The sequence below is a fragment of the Oscillibacter sp. CAG:155 genome (assembly GCA_000436875.1).
Lineage (GTDB): Bacteria > Bacillota > Clostridia > Oscillospirales > Oscillospiraceae > Oscillibacter.
The window spans coordinates 1-18,044 of record FR890831.1 but is presented as its reverse complement, the minus strand read 5'-3'; the positions used below and the strand labels follow the sequence as shown (position 1 = coordinate 18,044).

Genomic DNA, 18,044 nt, shown 5'->3' with positions numbered 1-18,044 from the left:
CCGCCCCGGATGTGCCGCTGGGCCTTGTTGACTTCCAAAATCTCCTTGACCTGGAGATACAGCGCCCGGTTGAACTGGGGCAGCCGCTCTGAGATGTCCTTGTGCACGGTGGACTTGCTGATGCCGAATTTCTGTGCGGCGGCGCGGACCGTGGTCCGATTCTCTATGATGTAAAGGGCCAGGCGTTCCGCCCGCTCCTCCATGTTACCCTTCAAAACGCGTTCACTCCCCACCTCTTGTTGCTAAAGACTATGCGCCTGAGGAGGGGGTTATGCGGGAGGAGGGCGGAAACGCGGGCAAACGGGGAAGGGTCCGCACCTGAAAAAAGACCGCCCCGGGGACTCCAGGGCGGCAGGTTCATTTTTTCAGCTTGGCCATCCGCTCCAGGCGGTTCAGGGCCTCGTTAAGGGTGTCGTCGTTTTTGGCGAAGTGCAGCCGGATCAGGTGGTTTACCGGCTCCCGGAAGAAGCTGGACCCGGGCACGGCGCCCACGCCCACCTCCCGGGCCAGGTTCTTGCAGAACTGCAGGTCGCTCTCATAGCCGTACTCGCTGATGTCCAGCAGCACGTAATAGGCGCCCTCCGGGTCGTTGTGGGCAATGTGCAGGTCGTCCAGACCCTTCAAAAACAGCTCCTTCTTGTGGGTGTACTTGGCAAGGAGGGCGTCATAGTAGTCCTGGCCGAACTCCAGAGCGGGGATCACCGCCTCCTGCAGCGGTGCGGCGCAGCCCACGGTCAAAAAGTCGTGGACCTTCTTGGCCCGCTCAATGATCTCCTCCGGGGCGATGATGTACCCCAGCCGCCAGCCGGTGATGGAGTAGGTCTTGGAGAGGGAGGAGCAGGAGATGGTCCGGTTCCACATGCCGGGGAGGGTGGCGAAGTAGGTATGCTTGTGGGGGGCGTAGACGATGTGCTCGTAGACCTCGTCGGTGATGACGTAGACATCGTACTTGGTGGCCATCTCCGCAATGGTCAAAAGTTCCTCCCGGGTGAACACCCGGCCGCAGGGGTTGGAGGGGTTGCACAGCACCAATGCCTTGGGGTGCTGGCGGAAGGCGGCCTCCAGCTCGTCCACGTCAAAGGTGAAGGCGGGGGGATGCAGAGGCACGTAGATGGGCTCGGCGCCGGAGAGAATGGTGTCGGCGCCGTAGTTTTCATAGAACGGGGAGAACACCACCACCTTGTCGCCGGGGTTGGTGACGGTCATCATGGCGCACATCATGGCCTCGGTGGACCCGCAGGTGGCAACGATCTCCTTGTCCGGGTCGATGGTCCGGCCCATGAAGCGGGACTGCTTTTTGGCCAGGGCCTCCCGGAAGTTCTGGGCACCCCAGGTGACGGCGTACTGATGGGGGCCGGTGTGGGCCACTTCCGCCAGACGGTCCAGGATCGCCTGGGGGGGATCAAAGTCAGGGAATCCCTGGGAGAGGTTGACTGCGCCGTATTTCAGGGACACGCGGGTCATCCGCCGGATCACGGAGTCGGTGAAGCTGGCGGTGCGCTGGGACAGAGGCTGGGGCATGAAGGTCGCTCCTTTCATGGTTCGATATCTGCATTGTACTGAAATCCGGGCCGGAAAAAAAGATAAAAAACCAACAAATTTCCGGTGCGGGGAAAATACCTTCCCACGGTGGAAATGCCGTGCTATAATCAGAAAGAAGATTTTTGCAAGGAAAGGAAGCGTGTCCCAATGACCAATGAAACGCTGCAGGTGCTCAAAGAGCGCCGGAGCATCCGGAAGTTCCGCCCGGAGCAGATCAAGCCGGAAGAGCTGGACGTCATTTTGGAGGCGGGCACCTGGGCCCCCACCGGCATGGGCGCTCAGTCTCCGGTGATGGTGGTGGTCCAGGACCCGGAGACCATTGCCTACCTCTCCCGGATGAACGCCCAGATCATGGGCAAACCCGGGACCGATCCCTTCTACGGCGCGCCTACTGCGGTGGTGGTCCTGGCGGACGGAACGCGACCCACCTGGCTTCAGGACGGCTCCCTGGTGATGGGCAATCTGATGAACGCGGCGGCCTCCCTGGGCGTGGGGTCCTGCTGGATCAACCGGGCCATGGAGCTCTTTGACATGCCGGAGGGCCAGGAGCTGCTGAAAAAGTGGGGATTGCCCGCCACGCTGCGAGGCGTTGGCCACTGCGTGCTGGGCTATGCCGACGGACCGGCACCCGCACCCAAGCCCCGGAAAGAGGGCTACATCATCCGTCCGTAACGGGGCGGCGGAAAAAGCGGCGGCAGGGAGTTCCCTGCCGCCGCTTTGCTGTCAGTCATAGGAGAAAAACGCCTGGTCCATCTCCTGGTTGTACAGCATCCAGCAGCCCAGCTGCCTCTCCGGTACCGTCTCCGGCAGGTTCCACTGGGGCCACTCTGCCTGAAGCACGTCGGTGGTCAGTACCTCTGTGGAGGCCTCCGGGGCATAGAGCAAAAACTCGCTGCCGCCCTCCAGACCGTAGGGAGCGGCGCCAATGTACTGGGTGTCGTCCTCCGTCCACTCCTCTCCCTCGGTCTCCTGGGCCGTCAGGGTGTCCAGCGTCATGGAATAGGTGGTGTCGTCCAGCTGCCGCAGGTCTTTGAAAGTCCCGCTGAAGGTGCAGATATAGTAGATCCCCTTGGGGTACTGGCTGGGGTCGCCGCCGCCGTCCCAGTCGGTGTACTGCCCGGTGAAGGAACCGTCGGGCTGAAGGGTCAGCAGGGTTCGCCAGCCTCCCGCACCGCTGGAGAAGGTCAGCTCCATGGGAAAATCATCCGGCAGGGCGGAAATGGACGTGCTACTGTCCTCTGTGTCTCCGCCGGATGTTTGGGTCGGAGGCATCTCCTCCGGCGGAGTTTCCTGGGACGTGCCGTTGTCTGCATCTGCCGACGTCTGTGTCTGCGGATGCTCGTCTGCTGCATCCATCTGCGGGGATGCTCCGCAGCCTGTCAGCAGCCCCAGACAAAGCGCCAGACCGATCAGTACCGCTCCCGGCCGTGTGCGTTTCCAGTGTTCCATATCCAGTCCTCCCTGTCCATGGTATCGTCAGTGAGGTGAGCATAGCACCTCTTTGCGGCGCTGTCAACGCGGTGTGCCGGGGTGGAAGGGGGGCTCTTGCACCGGGGGAGAAATTAGGTTACACTGAAATCATCCGGCGGAAATGCCGGCGCCCTGGCCCGGCACAGCTGCTGTCTGCCCCGGCCGGACGGCAGTATGCGACAACAATTTTAAAAAAACGGTAGAAAAATAACAAGGAGGACTGACCCATGGCCCTGTTTGGAAAGCGGGAGAAGGTATTTGAGGTCTGGGGCGACGCCCCCCGCTGGAAAGCGGCCAAACGCGCGCTGAAGGCCGCGGGCATCCGGATCATGGAGTCCGGCTTTTATGATACAGAGATGCCTGTCTGCGGCTGCGGCGCCAAGCTGGACCACCGGGACTTCGGCCCCAACGGGAAGATTGACCGCCATACCTATTACCTCTCTGTCCGCCCGGAGGACATCCCACGGGCACAGGAAGTGCTGAAACAGATCTGAACAAATGAAAAACCTGTCCGCAGCAGTTCCGAACAGGCTCTGCCCGCCGGACGCAAGCGCCCGGCGGGCCTTTTGTGTTTTGGTGTTGAACCGGCGGTTCGGAAACTATACCGGTGGTCTGTGAGGACAGGACGCCCTGCCCGGTCAGGAGGCCTGGATGGGGTAGACGATGCCTCCCACGGAGAGGCTCTCCAGGTCCTCCAGGGGGAGAATCTCACTGAACACCGTACCCTTGGAGCAGACGGTGACGCCGTCCTCGGGAGAGATGCTGCCGCCGGCGTTGCTCAGATCGATGACGGTGCCGTCGGTCTTGGTCAGCAGGATCTCCACATTTTCAAAATACCGCGCCTGCTCCCGGGCGTCCTCGTCGGAGAGCTGGCCGCTGGGGGTATTGCTCTGGGGAATTTCACTGTCCACGGTGTAGTCTACCTTCACCGCCACAGGGGAGAGGGAGATGGAGTCCACAGTGAACGTCATGCCGTCCTGGGTGAAGACCTCGCCGCCGCCCAGAGTGACGGAGGCGTCCTCATACCGCACATCAAAGCGGAACTTCCAGTGGCCCTCGATGACGGGGACGCTCTCCCCGGATGCCTCGTCCCAGCGGTAAATGTTGTCGAACTCCGCCGTGGCGGTGCAGTCGTTGAGGGGCACGTCGGAGCTGATGGTCTGCACCATCTGGAGCGTGTCGTCCGTGGGGTCCTCATCCACGAACCAGCTGCCGCCGTGGGAGCCGCCCAGAATGTTGAGGTCCGCGCCGCTGCCCCGGATCAGCAGCATGTCGTCCTCTGTTCCTGCCGGCAGCAGGGCCGTGCCGTCGTCCCGGGTGATGGTAAAGACGATGGCGGCGTTGTACTGATCGCCCATCACGGCGTCGGCGGTGATGGTGACGCCGTTGTCCGTGGCGCTGGCGCCCACGGGATAGCCGATCTTGTCAATGATCTCCGTCTGGGCGGCGCTTGCGCCGAAGATGGGGGCGAAGGCCTCTCCGGCGGACTTGAGGATACCGGTGGCGCCGGCGGTGCCTACCGCCAGCACCAGCACCGCCGCTGCGGCGATGAGGGCGGTCCGCCGGATGGGACGGCGGGTGTGGGATTGCTGCCCCTGAGCGGCCTGGAGGGCCCGCCGGGCGATGTCCGATTTCTGCTCCGGGGTAAAGTGCAGGGAATCCAGAGTGCGCTGATATTCAGACTGTCTGTTCATAGCCGTAACCTCCCAAAAGATTTTTCAGACGCATCCGTCCCCGGGCCAGCCGGGTATGGACGGTGGCGGTGGGGATGCCCAGGATCTCACCGATTTCGGAGGCCTGGTATCCCTCGTAATAGAAAAGGTAGATCACTGCCCGGTAGTGGGCGGGCAGGCGGTTGACTGCCGCAAGCACCGAGCCGTCCTCCGCCTCCGGGGCGGGGACCTCCGCACAGGCCGCCAGGTCACAGGTCCGCCTGCGCCAGGGACTTTTCAAAAGGTCCTTGCAGGCGTTGGCTGCCATCCGCAGCACATAGGCCCGTTCATGGGACGGAGAGTCAAACTCCCGGGGCTCTGTCAGCAGTTTCACGAACACGCTCTGGCAGATATCCTGGGCGTCGTGGGTGTTTTTCAAATAGCTGTAACTGAGGCGGAGAATGGCGTCGGCATAGGTCTGCGCCAGATATTCCGCTCGTTCGTTCTGATTCATGGTGTCAACTCCTTCGGCGCGCGCTCATAAAGGATACGACCGGGCGACGGAAAAACTTTCAGAGGAATTGAAAATTATTAAAAAAGAGGCGGCCGCGGCGGCTGTGAGGCGGTGGGAGGGACCGCCCCGGGGTGTGCCGGACAAAGAAAAAAGAGCGGCTGGGCCGCTCTTTTTTGCCGGGAGAGAATCATTCCATTACGATCAGGGCGATGAGTTCCACCGGCTCCTCCGTCCGGTTTTCCAGGCCGTGGTAGTGGCCGTAGCCGGTGGCGCAGATGTCGCCGGCGTGGACGATCACTTCCTTGCCGTCGTCGTTGAACACGGCCTCACCCTTGATGATGTAGTAGAACTCGGTCTCGTGCTCATGGTTGTGATAGCCGATGGAGCAGCCGGGGTCCACCGTCACGTGGGCAAACATCCGGCCGTGGCCGTAGAGACCTTCCTTGTCGGTCAGGTCTTTGATATGGATCAGGCCCTTGCCGTTCTGGACGCAGACGTCTTTCCGGGGGCAGTTTTCAGACAGTGTATACATGGGGCTGTTCCTCCTTGATGATGGCCCGGACAGGCGCTTGCGCCGGAATGGCCCGGGTGATAAAATGAAGTGACCGCCGCAGTGCGGTGTTGAAACGTATTGTAGCAGAGCGGCGGGAGAAAGTCCAGAAGCCGCGGAAAAGAAGGAGCGGCCTATGAGAAGATTTTTTTCCCTGCTGGTGCTGGGGGCGCTGCTGACGGGCCTTGCGGGCTGCGGACAGGAGGTCACAGAGCCATCGGTGCCGGATGAGCCGCTGGCGCTGGAGACGCTGGCGGTGGAGATCAGCAAAAACGGACTGTCCACAGAGCAGCTGCTGGAGGATAAGCGCCAGCTGCCCAATCAGCTGCGGGACGCGTTTTCCCAGGCGGGCGTGGAGATCGGCCAGGTGGGCGGGTGCATCGGCCAGGTGACGTTGACCATCGGTCCTTCTCCTGCCGCCACGGCACAGGCCCTGGAGGAGGGCAGTGTGGACCTGGCCTTTTTGCCGGCGGAGGATTTTTTGCGCTCCGGCGGGGCAGCGGTGCTGCTGGGAGACGCGCCTCAGCCCCGCCTGACGCCGGCGGCCGGTGACGACCCTGCCGACTGGAACGGAGCGGAAAACGCCCGGAGCTATGACGAAGATGCACCCTGGCAGGGGGGGACCTTCTCCCTGATCTGCACGGCACCCACGGAGTACGGCCGTCAGCTGGCGGAGCGGGATACCCCCACCTGGGAGGAGCTGGACCACGCCCGCTGGGGGGTTCTGGGGGAGGACTCCCTGGGGGGCTATCAGTGTCTGGAGCTGTGGCTGGAGGATACCTATGAGGGAAACCAGATCGGTGACCTTACAGACGTGACGGCCTACGAGAGTTACGAGGCGCTGTTCCGGGCGGCGGCCGCCGGGGAGATCGACGCCTTCCCCATCCGGGCGGATGCCCGGATGGATGTGGCGGAGGCCTGGACCCTCTCCCCGCTGCGGACGGCGGAGAGCGGCATGCAGGGGTTCGACCGGGAAGAGAGCGTGTGGGACGAGGTGCAGGTCATCGCCGTCACAGAGCCGCTCTATACCACCCTGGCGGCCGTGCCGTCAGAGCGGCCGGACCTGACCGACGGACGGTTTGCCGCGGGGCTGGAGCAGGTTCTTTCCCAGCTGAACCGGGACACGCCAGAGCGGATGGAGGTGCTGGGATGTTCTCACTTCGCCCCGCTGACGGACGAGAGCCTGGACCCGCTGCGCCGGCTGATGACAGCCCGGGGCGAGGTGCTGGGGGGCGAAATGTCCTGAATTTTTGAAAAAAGACTTGACCTTCAAGCGGCTTTATCCTTTACACTGACGGCAGAAGGGAGGCATCTGCATGACCAGTAAGGAGATGGAAGAGCGCTCGGGGGTGCCCCGGGCCAATATCCGCTATTATGAGGCGGAGGGGCTGCTGCACCCGGAGCGGCTGAAAAACGGCTACCGCTCATACAGCGAGGAGGACCTGCGGACCCTGGAGAAGATCAAGCTGCTGCGGCGGCTGGGGGTGTCCGTGGAGGAAGTGCGGGCATTGATCCAGGGCGGAGAGACGCTGGATGCTGTACTGGACCGGCGGCTGGCGGCGCTGGGGAGCGAACGGGCCTCCCTGGGCCGGGTGCAGGCGGTGTGCGGCGCGGTGCGGGACGCCGGGGTGAGCTTTGCAGAGCTGGACGCCGGACGGTATCTCCAGGATCTGGACGCCCCGGCCCTGCCGGAGGAAAACGGCACCTGGTGGGCGGACGCCCGGTCCCCGGGCCTGCCGGCGGCGGACGCGCTGCCCACGGTATACAGCATCCCCCGGCGGCTGCTGGCCCGGCTCTTTGACTACCTGCTGCTGACCATGGCGCTGCTGGTGGTCATGTGCCTTGCGGGGTACAATCCTGCCCGGGCCAATGCCCTGGCCATGAATCTGGGGACCACGGTTTTACTGGGGCTATTGGAGCCTCTTTGCCTGCGTCTCTTTGCCGCCACGCCGGGCAAGGCCCTTCTGGGTATGCGCCTGACGGCACCGGACGGGAAAAAACTCTCCTACGGCGCGGGTCTGAACCGCTATCTCCGGATGCTCTGGCACGGTCTTGGCTGTTACATTCCCATCTTGTCTTTGGTGCAGCTCTACCGCTCCGCTACCCGCTGCTCCAACCAGGAGCCCCAGCCCTGGGACGAGGGCGTGGCCTATACGGCGGCCCCTTTCCGAATCCGATACGCCCTGGCGTTCGCGGCGGTGGGGGCGGCGGTACTGCTGGGCAGCGAGAGCGTGAACTGCGCCTGCCAGCTGCCGCCCAACCGGGGGGATCTGACGGTGGCGGAGTTCGCGGAAAACTTCAACCGGCAGGCCGACTACGTGGGCGTAAACTTGGGAGGCTGCCTTGACGAGACAGGCAGCTGGCGGGAGGCGCCGCCGGAACCCAATGTGTTCCGGGTCGACATCGGGGAAGAACTCCCCGGCGCGGAGCAGTTCCGCTATACGGTGAAAAACGACCGCCTCACCGCTGTGACCCTCTCCGGAGAGGCGGAGAACACCAAAGAGTGGTACAGCCTGCCTACCGAGCGAATGGCGGTTGCCCTGATGGCCTTTGCCTGGGCCCGGGAGGATGCCTCCTTCTGGACCGGCCCTCGTCAGGACCAGCTGGCGGCGCTGGATCGGGCGGACTGGGAGGAGGGCTTCTCTCTGCGCCAGGGGGACCTTGCCATCACCCTGGAGACGGAGGTCAAGAGTTTTGCACCCTCCGGCTCCACAGGGATCGCTGTACCCATAAATGAGACAGACAACCGCTTTGCCTTCACCTTTACCATGGAAGTGGAGCCGTGATTGCGGAAAACTTGAGCAGCCTGTGGGAAGGGTCTTCCGGCAGGCTGGGTACAGGGTGTAAAATCACCCTGTACCTTTTGCTTTTGCGGAGCGGCTTTGTGCAAATCTGAAAAATTTTATTTACTACCGAATTAGCGCTTTACTTTGATAATAAAATGAAGTAAAATAACCAACATCAAATCAACTGCGAGGAGGGGCTTCCTTGGAACTGAATCTGGATTTTCTGCGGCCGCAGGAGCGGCTTTCCCTGCAGCTGCGGCAGCTGTATGAGCGCGCCGGCTTCCGCCAATACCACATGAGCCGGTTTGAGGAATACGGACTCTATCAGCAAAACCGCCGCTTTCTCTCCGACGAGCAGGTCCTCTCCTTTACGGATCTGGACGGGCGCCTCATGGCCCTCAAGCCGGACGTGACGCTCTCCATCGCGAAAAATGCCCAGGTGGAGCAGGGGAGCTGCGGCCGGTTCTATTATCTGGAAAATGTGTACCGTCCCAGCCAGGAGAGCCACACCTTCCAGGAGATCAGCCAGATGGGCCTGGAGTGCATCGGCTGCCTGGAGGAGGATACAGCGGCCCAGGTGGTGTCCCTGGCGGTTTCCAGTCTGGCGCTGACGGAGCGGGACTTTGTGCTGGAGCTGAGCCATATGGGATTTGTCTCCGGGCTGATGGACGCGGTGGGGGCGCCGGAATCATCCCGGCTCCAGCTGCTGCGGTGCATCCGGGACAAGAACCGCCACGAGCTGCGCCGCTGCGCGGCGGAGGCGGGCCTCTCTCCCCAGGGGACGGAGGCACTGTGCCGGCTCTGGGTGCTGAACGGTCCCTGGGAGACGGTAGTGGACGCGGCGGAGCCCCTGGCCCTCAACGCCGCTATGGGCAGCGCTCTGGCGGAGCTGCGGGCGCTGTGTGCTGCCCTGGAGGCTCAGGGTCAGACGGGAAATCTGAAGCTGGACCTGTCCCTCGTTAACGACATGGAGTATTATAACGGCCTGGTGTTCCAGGGGTATCTGGCGGGCAGTCCCCGGGCGGTGCTGCGGGGCGGGCAGTATGACCCCCTGGCCGAGCAGTTCCGTCCCGGTGCCCGGGCCATCGGCTATGGCCTCTATCTCAGCGAGCTGGACCGGCTCTCCCAGCCGGAGAGCGGGAAGACGGTGATGCTCAACGTGGCGCTGCCCAAGGGCCGGCTGGGCGACAAGGTTTACGACCTGCTGGCGGGAGTGGGCTATGGCTGCCCGGAGTCCTACAGCCTGCCCGGAGTCCTACAGCGACCCCCGCAAGCTGGTGGTGGAAAACCCCGCTGCCGGCATCCGCTACTTCCTGGTCAAGCCCAGTGACGTGGCCATTTACGTGGAGCACGGCGCGGCGGACATCGGCATCGTGGGCAAGGACATCCTGGCCGAGTCCGGCGCCGACGTCTATGAGCTGCTGGACACGGGCCTTGGCAAGTGCCGCATGTGCGTGGCGGGGCCCAAGGATTTCACGGAGGACCAGAGCCGGACGCTGCGGGTGGCCACCAAGTTTGTGAACATCGCCAAGCGCTATTACGCCGCCCAGGGCCGGGATATCGACATCATCAAACTCAATGGCTCCATCGAGCTGGCCCCCATTCTGGGCCTTTCCGATGTGATCGTGGACATTGTGGAGACAGGCACCACGCTGCGTGAGAACGATTTGAAGGTCCTTACGGAGTTTATGCCCATTTCCGCCCGGTTCATTGCCAACCGGGCCAGCTATCAATTCAAGCGGCCGCAGATCGACAAGCTCCTGCGGCGTCTGACGGAGGTGACCGAGTCGTGATTCCCATTGAACGCGTGGAAAAGCTGGACCCGGCCCGGCTGCTGCGCCGGGACGCCCAGGCGGAGGCGGATGTGAGCGCCGCGGTGGATGCGGTGATCGGAGCAGTCCGAACCCGGGGCGACGAGGCGCTGCGGGACTATACCCGTCGCTTTGACGGCGCGGAACTGACGGACCTGCGGGTGACGGAGGCGGAACTGGAGGCGGCCTGGGAGGCGACGGATGCTGACTTCCGGCGGACTCTGGAGCTGGCGGCGGAGAACATCCGCACCTTCCACAGCCGCCAGATCCACTCGGATTTTGTTCTCACCCGGGAGGGCGGCATTGTCATGGGCCAGCGGTACACCCCCATTGAGAAGGTGGGCGTGTGCGTGCCCCGGAGCCCGGTGGCCTTTCCCTCCACCATTTTGATGAACGTGATCCCCGCCAAGCTGGCGGGAGTCAAGGACATCGTACTGGTGACCCCGCCGGAGGCGGACGGGTCCGTGAGCCCGGCGGCCCTGGCGGCGGCGAAAGTGGCGGGAGTGGACCGGATCTTCAAGATCGGCGGCGCCCAGGCGGTGGCGGCCCTGGCCTACGGCACGGAGAGCGTGCCCCGGGTAGATAAGATCGTGGGTCCCGGCGGCGTCTTTGTGGCCGCCGCCAAACGGAAGGTATTCGGCCAGGTGGCTATCGACATGATCGCCGGCCCCAGCGAGATTCTGGTGCTCTCCGACGGCAGGTCCAACCCCGCCTGGGTGGCGGCGGACCTTCTGAGCCAGGCAGAGCATGATATCCACGCCTCCGCCGTGCTGGTGACGGACAGTATGGACCTTGCCCGGGCCGTGCAGCGGGAGGTGGAGACCCAGCTGGAGCAGCTCCCCCGGCAGGACATTGCCCGCAAGTCCCTGAAGACCAACGGCCGCATCTTCGTTACCGCCAGCCTGGAAGCGGCGGCGGAGGCGGCCAACGCTATCGCGCCGGAGCACCTGGAGCTGTGCGTGGACGATCCCTTCGCCCTGCTCAGCCGGGTGCGCAACGCCGGCAGCATCTTTCTGGGCCGCAGCGCCCCGGAGGCCCTGGGGGACTACTACGCCGGGCCCAACCACACGCTGCCCACCTCCGGCACCGCCCGGTTCTCCAGTCCTTTGAGCGTGGACGACTTTGTCAAGAAGTCCAGCTTTCTCTACTATCCCCAGACGGCGCTGCAGGAGGCCGCCCCCCGGATCGCGGACTTTGCCCGGCGGGAGGGCCTGGAGGCCCACGCCCGGTCCGTGACGATCCGCTGTGAAACCGATGACAAGAAGGGAGAGTAATACCATGAGCCGATTTCTTTCCCGGGAGGCGGGGCGCCTGGCGCCCTACACCCCCGGCGAGCAGCCCACCGACGCCCAGTACATCAAGCTCAACACCAACGAAAGTCCCTTCCCTCCCTCCCCCAAGGTGGTCAAGGCCATCTCCCGGGCGGAGCTTTTGAAGCTGGACCTCTACCCGGACCCCACCTGCGGCACGCTGCACCGGGCCATCGCGGACTACTACGGATTGAAGCCGGAAAACGTGCTGGCGGCCAATGGCTCCGATGAGGTGCTGGCCTTTGCCTTCCGGGCGTTCTGCGGCGAGGGAAAGGGCGTTGCCTACGCCGATATCACCTACGGATTCTATCAGTCCCAGGCGGCACTCTTCGGCCTGAATGCCACCGTGATCCCCCTGCGGGAGGACTTCACGCTGAACGTGGACGACTATATGGACTTCCCCGGTACCATCGTCATCGCAAACCCCAACGCCCCTACCGGCATGGCCCTGCCCCGGACGGAGATCCAGCGCCTGCTGGAGGCTGACCCTAACCGGGTGGTGATCGTGGACGAGGCGTATGTGGACTTCGGCGCCGAGAGCTGTGTGCCCCTGATCTTCCGGTATGATAACCTCCTGGTGGTGCAGACCATGTCCAAGAGCCGGTCCCTGGCCGGCGGGCGGCTGGGCTTTGCCCTGGGCCAGCCGGAGCTGATCTCCTGCCTGAACCGGGTCAAGTACAGTTTCAATCCTTACAACATCAACCGCCTGAGCATGGAGGCGGGGGCCGCCGCCATGGCGGACAAGGCTTACTTCGATGCCTGCTGCGCCTCCATCTGCCGTACCCGGGCCTGGACTGCCGGGGAGCTGGAGAACCTGGGCTTTACGGTGCTGCCCTCCCAGTCCAACTTCCTCTTTGCCAAGTCCGACCGCATCGGCGGCGAGGAGCTGTACCGGACGCTGAAGAAAAACGGGATTCTGGTGCGCTGGTTCGGCAGCGACCGCATCCGGGACTACGTGCGCATCACCGTGGGCTCCATGGAGCAGATGGAGGCTCTGGTAGACGCGGTCACCGCGCTGCTGGAAGCGCTGTAAAGGAGGATTGCCATGCGGACTTCCGCCATTGAACGAAACACCATGGAGACCCGAATCGCCCTGACGCTGAATTTAGACGGCACCGGCGCATCCGACATCAAAACCGGCTGTGGGTTTCTGGACCACATGCTCACCCTCTTTGCCCGCCACGGGGATTTCGATCTCACCGTCAAGTGCCAGGGGGACACGGAGGTGGATTACCACCACACCGTGGAGGACATCGGCATCGCCCTGGGTCAGGCCTTTGAAAACTGCCTGGGGGACAAGCGGGGCATCTCACGCTATGGGCAGTTCCTGCTGCCCATGGACGAGACGCTGGTACTCTGCGCCGTGGACCTGAGCGGCCGGGCGTATCTGGGCTGGGCGGTGGACCTGCCCGCCCAGAAGGTGGGGGACTTCGACACGGAACTTGGCAAGGAGTTCTGGCTGGGCTTCCTGCGCCACTGTCCCGCGTCCCTCCACTTCCGGGAGCTTTCGGGAGAGAACACCCACCACATTCTGGAGGCGGTGTTCAAGGGGGCCGGCCGGGCGCTGAAGCAGGCCGTGGCCCTGGACGAAAAACACCGGGATGAGATTCCCAGCACGAAGGGACTGTTGTAAGATGATCGCCATTGTGGATTACGGAGTGGGGAACCTCTTCTCCCTGGTCTCCAGCCTCCGGGCACTGGAGCTGGAGGCTCGGGTCACCCGGGAAGCGGCGGAGCTGCGGGCGGCAGACCGGATCATCCTCCCCGGCGTGGGCGCCTTTGGCGACGCCCGGGCCAAACTGGACGCCACGGGACTGGTGCCTGTGCTTCGGGAGGAGGCGGAGCGCAAGCCCCTTTTGGGGATCTGCCTGGGGATGCAACTGCTCTTTGACCGCAGCAGCGAATACGGGGACCACCCGGGCCTGGGACTGGTGCCGGGTGAGGTGACGGACCTGCGGGCGGATCTGGAGGACCCGGCGCTGAAGGTGCCCCACATGGGCTGGAACAGCCTGCATGTGGTGCGGGACGACCCCCTGTTCCGGTACTTCCGGGACGGGGAGTATGTGTACTATGTCCACAGCTTCTACGCCCGCAACTGCAAGGAGAGTACGCTGGCCGTGTCCCAGTACGGCAACGTGGCCGTCACCGGCGTGGTGCGCAGCGGCAGCGTCTGGGGGACCCAGTTCCACCCGGAGAAGTCCGGCGATGCGGGACTGCGGCTGCTCAAGGCATTTGGAGAACTGTAAAAGGAGGAAACTGCTGTGCGCAGAAAAGACCGGGAAATCACAGACCCCGAGAAGATCCGGGCGGTGATCGGCGAATGCAGCGTCTGCCGGCTGGGACTGGCGGACGGAAAGCGGGTGTATGTGGTGCCCGTGAACTTCGGCCATGTGGAGCAGGAGGGGCACCATGTCCTCTACTTCCACGGGGCCAAGGAGGGCCGGAAGATGGACCTCATCCGGCAAAACGGCTATGCAGCCTTTGAACTGGACACCGGCTACCGCCTCCAGGGCGGTGAGAAGGCCTGCGACTATACCGCTGCTTTTCGGAGCGTCATCGGCGAGGGCTCCGTCCGGGAGGTCACAGACCCCGCGGAAAAGGAGGAGGGCCTCACAGCCATCATGCGCCAGAGCACCGGCAGAGACCAGTGGACGTACGGTCCGGCCATGCTGGCGGAAGTGTGTGTCTGCCGGCTGGACGTGGAGACGCTTGCCTGCAAGGAGCACCTTTGAGCATCCGATACGGAGCGAGCACGGCAAAGAGGAGAGAACGTATGCAGATTTTTCCGGCGATTGACCTGCGGGGCGGACAGGTGGTCCGTCTCTACCAGGGGGATTACGACCAGGAGACCGTCTATGCCGCGGACCCCTGCGCCGTGGCCCGGGGCTTTCTGGCCGCCGGCGCCCGGTACCTCCATGTGGTGGACCTGGACGGCGCCCGGGACGGCACCCTGGCCAATTTTGAAACCATCGCCGCCCTGGTCCGGCAGGGCGGACTGTACATCGAGGTGGGCGGCGGCATCCGCACCGAGGAGCGCATCCGCCGGTATCTGGACCTGGGGGTGAGCCGCTGCATCCTGGGCACCATTGCGGTGAAGGACTTCGCCTTCACGGAGCGGATGGCCCGGACTTACGGTGAGCGCATCGCCGTGGGCGTGGACGCCCGGGAGGGCTTCGTGGCCGTCAGCGGCTGGAAGGAGCTCTCAGCGGAGCGGGGTGTGGATTTCTGCCGCCGCCTCCGGGATGCCGGGGTGAAGACCGTCATTTACACCGATATCTCCCGGGACGGGGCGGAACAGGGTACCAACCTGGACCTTTACCGGGAGCTGGCGGAAATCGAGGGGCTGGAGATCACCGCCTCCGGCGGTATCAGCAGTATCGAGGAGCTGCGGGAGCTGCAGACCATCGGTACCAAGGCCGCCATTTTGGGCAAGGCTCTCTACACCGGCCGTCTGGACCTCAAGGCCGTCATTGAGGAGGTGGGGACATGCTAGCAAAGCGCATCATCCCCTGCCTGGACGTCAAGGACGGCCGGGTGGTGAAGGGGACCAACTTCCAGGGACTGCGGGATATGGCAGACCCGGTGGAGATGGCCCGGTTCTACAATGAATCCGGCGCCGATGAGCTGGTATTCTACGACATCACTGCCTCCGCCGAGGGCCGCAGCCTCTTTACGGACATTCTCCGCCGCGTGGCCGGCGAGATCTTCATCCCCCTGACGGTGGGCGGCGGTATCCGGACCCTGGACGACTTCGACCGGGTCTTGAAGTGCGGCGCCGACAAGGTGTCCGTCAACTCCGGCGCCATCGCGGACCCCTCCCTTATCGGCGCGGCGGCCAAGAAGTACGGCGACCAGTGCGTGGTCCTCTCCATGGACGTCAAGCGGGTGGACGGGCAGTTCCGGCTCTTTGCCAAGGGCGGCCGGGAGGACACCGGCATCGACGCCATGGAGTGGGCGGTCCGGGGCGTGGAAAACGGCGCCGGGGAGATCGTCCTCAACTCCATCGACACCGATGGCGTCAGAGAGGGCTTTGACCTCCCCATGCTGGACGCCCTGGCAGCCCGGGTGGGCGTACCCATCATTGCCAGCGGCGGCGCGGGGAAGATGGAGGATTTTGCGGAGCTTTTCACCCACCCCGGCATCGACGCGGGGCTGGCTGCCTCCATTTTCCACACCGGCGAGGTGGACATCCGCAGCCTCAAGCAGTACCTCCGGGGCAAGGGTGTGGAGATGCGGCTTTGAAAAAGACAAAGCGGGCGGAGACTGCGTTTGCGTCCGCATTGCCAATGCATGGACAAGAAAAAAGGAGCATAAGACGCTATGGAACTGAAATTTGACGAAAAGGGCCTGATTCCCGCCATCGTCCAGGACCACTACACCAAGGAGGTCCTGACGCTGGCCTATATGAACGAGGAGAGCCTGGCCATCACCATCGACGAGCGGCGCACCTGCTTCTGGAGCCGCAGCCGCCAGGAACTCTGGCGCAAGGGGGAGACCAGCGGCAATGTGCAGCATGTGGTGTCCATCACCGCTGACTGCGACGGCGACGCCCTGGTAGTGGAGGTGGTCAAGGACGGCCCCGCCTGCCACACCGGCGCCGAGAGCTGCTTTTTCAATGAGATCTACCTCTCCGAAGAACTCAAGCAGTTCAGCTATCAGGGCCTTTACCGCCTGATTCAGGGCCGCAAGACCCAACCCAAGGAGGGCAGCTATACCACCTATCTCTTTGAAAAGGGCCTGGACAAGATTCTCAAGAAGGTGGGCGAGGAGTGCACCGAGGTCATCATCGCCGGCCGCAAGGAGGACAAGGAGGAGACGATCTACGAGATCGCGGACCTTGCCTACCATGTGATGGTGCTGATGGTCCAGATGGGCATCACCGTGGAGGATGTGACGGCGGAGCTGGAAAAGCGCCACGTCATCGACCATAAGGTCAAGCAGGAGCGGATGCAATGAGCTTTGCGCCGGAGCAGTGCTCCGTCCACACCCACTCCGATCTCTGTGACGGCCGGGATTCTCTGGAGGCCATGACCGCGGCAGCCTTTGCCGCCGGGGTCCGGTACTTCGGCGCCTCCGGCCACAGCCACACCCCGGTGCCTCACGACGCGGGCGGCGTGCTGCCGGAGGACCTGACGGACTACCGCACCCGGCTGGAGCGGCTGCGGGAGGTGTATCGGGGCCGGATGGAGGTGCTGCTGGGCATCGAGCAGGACAGCTGCTCCCCCCAGCCGGTGCCGGACTGGGCGGACTACTGGATCGGCTCCGTCCACAATCTCTACGACCCGGCCAATGGGGCGTATCACTGCGTGGACTGGGACCGGGAAAAGCTGGCGGCGTGCCGGGACGAGATGTTTTGTGGCGATGTCTTGGCCATGGCGGAGGAATATTACGCCGACGTGGCGGCCATGGCCGCCCGGTGTCCCACCATCCTGGGCCACATCGACCTTGTCACCAAGTTCAATGAGTCCGCCGCGTTCTTCAACGAGACCGCCCCCCGCTACCGGGCGGCGGCGCTGGAGGCTCTGCACGCCGCGGACCCGGAGCGGACGCTGCTGGAGATCAATACCGGCGCCGTCTCCCGGGGATACCGCAGCGCACCCTATCCCGCCCAATTCCTGCTGCGGGCGTGGCGGGAGCGGGGAGGAGAGATCATCCTCACCGCCGACAGCCACCAGACGGGCACGGTGGTCTGGGGTTACCGGCAGGCGGCGGACTGGGCCCGGGCCGCAGGCTATACCCGGTGCATGATCCTGACGGCTTCCGGCCGCGCGGCGTGTCCCCTCTAATCCCTTGCGGAAAATGGCACAAAAAGACGCGGCGAATGCCGCGCCTTTTGTCTCTTTGCAGATTGCGGACGGCACCGGGACCTGCTACAATGGGAAAGAACATTTTAAGGACAAAAGAGGCGCGGCATGTATCAGACAGTGATTTTTGACCTGGACGGAACGCTGCTCAATACCATTGACGATCTGGCGGCGGCGGGCAACTGGGTGTGCCGGAAAAACGGCTGGCGGACCTATTCGGTGGAGGAGTTCAAGGCCATGGTGGGCCATGGGATTCCCAACCTGGTGGAGAAGTTCTCCCCGCCGGAGTGCCGCAGTGCTCAGCAGCTGGCGGAGACACTGGAGCAGTTTTCTGCCTATTACGGTGCCCACAACCTGGACCGCACGGCTCCCTATGACGGCATCCCGGAGCTGCTGGCGGACCTGCGGGGCCGTGGGATCACCCTGGCGGTCTACTCCAACAAGGCCCACGAGTTCAGCAAGACCATCGTGGAACACTTTTTCCCCGGCGTGTTCCACCTGATCCGGGGCAAGGTGCCCGGTGTGCCGGTGAAGCCGGACCCCGCCGGCATCCATCTGGTGCTGGGGGAGCTGAAGGCGGAACCGGCCCGGACGCTTTTCGTGGG

At 63.8% G+C, this 18,044-nt stretch carries 22 protein-coding genes; 16 read left to right on the top strand and 6 right to left on the bottom strand.

Annotation, left to right across the window (positions count from 1 at the left end; genetic code table 11):
• A partial coding sequence (locus QZL67_RS00900) for a sporulation transcriptional regulator SpoIIID (protein ID WP_292919604.1) occupies positions 1–215 on the bottom strand: 215 nt, incomplete at its 3' end.
• 142 nt (positions 216–357) lie between these two features.
• A complete protein-coding gene (locus QZL67_RS00895; RefSeq protein ID WP_022288906.1) occupies positions 358–1,521 on the bottom strand; it encodes a pyridoxal phosphate-dependent aminotransferase in 1,164 nt (387 codons plus the stop codon).
• A 168-nt stretch (positions 1,522–1,689) separates the two neighbouring features.
• On the opposite strand from QZL67_RS00895, the gene QZL67_RS00890 reads away from it, so the two are divergent.
• Positions 1,690–2,214, top strand: a complete 525-nt coding sequence (locus QZL67_RS00890; RefSeq protein ID WP_022288905.1) for a nitroreductase family protein — start codon at positions 1,690–1,692, stop codon at positions 2,212–2,214.
• A 51-nt stretch (positions 2,215–2,265) separates the two neighbouring features.
• Here QZL67_RS00890 and QZL67_RS00885 read toward each other — a convergent pair whose 3' ends face one another.
• Positions 2,266–2,991 (bottom strand): hypothetical protein, encoded by a 726-nt coding sequence (locus QZL67_RS00885; RefSeq protein ID WP_022288904.1) that lies wholly within the window; start codon positions 2,989–2,991, stop codon positions 2,266–2,268.
• Between the two features lie 248 nt (positions 2,992–3,239).
• Between QZL67_RS00885 and QZL67_RS00880 the strand changes: the two genes are divergently transcribed.
• On the top strand, positions 3,240–3,506 hold the full coding sequence (locus QZL67_RS00880; RefSeq protein WP_022288903.1) for a hypothetical protein: 267 nt from the start codon (positions 3,240–3,242) through the stop codon (positions 3,504–3,506).
• Positions 3,507–3,650: 144 nt separating this feature from the next.
• Here QZL67_RS00880 and QZL67_RS00875 read toward each other — a convergent pair whose 3' ends face one another.
• From QZL67_RS00875 to QZL67_RS00865, 3 genes are all read right to left on the bottom strand, one after another.
• Positions 3,651–4,706, bottom strand: a complete 1,056-nt coding sequence (locus QZL67_RS00875) for a DUF4179 domain-containing protein (RefSeq protein ID WP_022288902.1) — start codon at positions 4,704–4,706, stop codon at positions 3,651–3,653.
• The gene (locus tag QZL67_RS00870; RefSeq protein WP_022288901.1) at positions 4,690–5,178 is read right to left on the bottom strand and encodes an RNA polymerase sigma factor; all 489 of its coding nucleotides are present in this window, start codon (positions 5,176–5,178) and stop codon (positions 4,690–4,692) included. Before QZL67_RS00870 ends, QZL67_RS00875 begins: the two co-directional genes overlap by 17 nt.
• Before the next feature lie 187 nt (positions 5,179–5,365).
• The gene (locus QZL67_RS00865) at positions 5,366–5,710 is read right to left on the bottom strand and encodes a cupin domain-containing protein (RefSeq protein ID WP_022288900.1); all 345 of its coding nucleotides are present in this window, start codon (positions 5,708–5,710) and stop codon (positions 5,366–5,368) included.
• Between the two features lie 154 nt (positions 5,711–5,864).
• Between QZL67_RS00865 and QZL67_RS00860 the strand changes: the two genes are divergently transcribed.
• From QZL67_RS00860 to QZL67_RS00795, 14 genes are all read left to right on the top strand, one after another.
• A complete protein-coding gene (locus tag QZL67_RS00860) occupies positions 5,865–6,974 on the top strand; it encodes a PhnD/SsuA/transferrin family substrate-binding protein (protein ID WP_022288899.1) in 1,110 nt (369 codons plus the stop codon).
• 70 nt (positions 6,975–7,044) lie between these two features.
• Positions 7,045–8,514 (top strand): MerR family transcriptional regulator, encoded by a 1,470-nt coding sequence (locus tag QZL67_RS00855; protein WP_022288898.1) that lies wholly within the window; start codon positions 7,045–7,047, stop codon positions 8,512–8,514.
• 202 nt (positions 8,515–8,716) lie between these two features.
• Positions 8,717–9,844, top strand: a complete 1,128-nt coding sequence (locus tag QZL67_RS00850) for an ATP phosphoribosyltransferase regulatory subunit (RefSeq protein ID WP_022288897.1) — start codon at positions 8,717–8,719, stop codon at positions 9,842–9,844.
• Positions 9,735–10,307, top strand: coding sequence for an ATP phosphoribosyltransferase (gene hisG, locus QZL67_RS00845; RefSeq protein WP_292919602.1), 573 nt, complete (start codon positions 9,735–9,737; stop codon positions 10,305–10,307). The genes QZL67_RS00850 and hisG overlap by 110 nt, the downstream gene beginning before the upstream one ends.
• Complete coding sequence (gene hisD, locus QZL67_RS00840) at positions 10,304–11,599, top strand: histidinol dehydrogenase (protein ID WP_022288895.1); 1,296 nt, start codon at positions 10,304–10,306, stop codon at positions 11,597–11,599. Before hisG ends, hisD begins: the two co-directional genes overlap by 4 nt.
• 4 nt (positions 11,600–11,603) lie before the next feature.
• Positions 11,604–12,668 carry a histidinol-phosphate transaminase gene (gene hisC / locus QZL67_RS00835; protein WP_022288894.1) on the top strand — a complete coding sequence of 355 codons (1,065 nt, stop codon included), beginning with the start codon at positions 11,604–11,606 and terminating at the stop codon, positions 12,666–12,668.
• 12 nt (positions 12,669–12,680) lie between these two features.
• Positions 12,681–13,268 carry an imidazoleglycerol-phosphate dehydratase HisB gene (gene hisB, locus QZL67_RS00830; RefSeq protein WP_022288893.1) on the top strand — a complete coding sequence of 196 codons (588 nt, stop codon included), beginning with the start codon at positions 12,681–12,683 and terminating at the stop codon, positions 13,266–13,268.
• Position 13,269: 1 nt separating this feature from the next.
• Positions 13,270–13,881, top strand: coding sequence for an imidazole glycerol phosphate synthase subunit HisH (hisH, locus tag QZL67_RS00825; RefSeq protein WP_022288892.1), 612 nt, complete (start codon positions 13,270–13,272; stop codon positions 13,879–13,881).
• 15 nt (positions 13,882–13,896) lie between these two features.
• On the top strand, positions 13,897–14,367 hold the full coding sequence (locus QZL67_RS00820; RefSeq protein WP_022288891.1) for a pyridoxamine 5'-phosphate oxidase family protein: 471 nt from the start codon (positions 13,897–13,899) through the stop codon (positions 14,365–14,367).
• Between the two features lie 41 nt (positions 14,368–14,408).
• Positions 14,409–15,128: a 1-(5-phosphoribosyl)-5-[(5-phosphoribosylamino)methylideneamino]imidazole-4-carboxamide isomerase gene (gene hisA / locus QZL67_RS00815; RefSeq protein ID WP_022288890.1), complete on the top strand. Its 720-nt coding sequence runs from the start codon at positions 14,409–14,411 to the stop codon at positions 15,126–15,128.
• A complete protein-coding gene (hisF, locus tag QZL67_RS00810) occupies positions 15,122–15,877 on the top strand; it encodes an imidazole glycerol phosphate synthase subunit HisF (RefSeq protein WP_022288889.1) in 756 nt (251 codons plus the stop codon). Before hisA ends, hisF begins: the two co-directional genes overlap by 7 nt.
• Positions 15,878–15,955: 78 nt before the next feature.
• A complete protein-coding gene (hisIE, locus tag QZL67_RS00805) occupies positions 15,956–16,591 on the top strand; it encodes a bifunctional phosphoribosyl-AMP cyclohydrolase/phosphoribosyl-ATP diphosphatase HisIE (RefSeq protein WP_022288888.1) in 636 nt (211 codons plus the stop codon).
• Positions 16,588–17,421 carry a histidinol-phosphatase HisJ family protein gene (locus QZL67_RS00800; protein WP_022288887.1) on the top strand — a complete coding sequence of 278 codons (834 nt, stop codon included), beginning with the start codon at positions 16,588–16,590 and terminating at the stop codon, positions 17,419–17,421. Before hisIE ends, QZL67_RS00800 begins: the two co-directional genes overlap by 4 nt.
• A gap of 126 nt (positions 17,422–17,547) precedes the next feature.
• The coding region (locus QZL67_RS00795) for an HAD family hydrolase (protein ID WP_292919600.1) at positions 17,548–18,044 on the top strand (497 nt) is incomplete at its 3' end.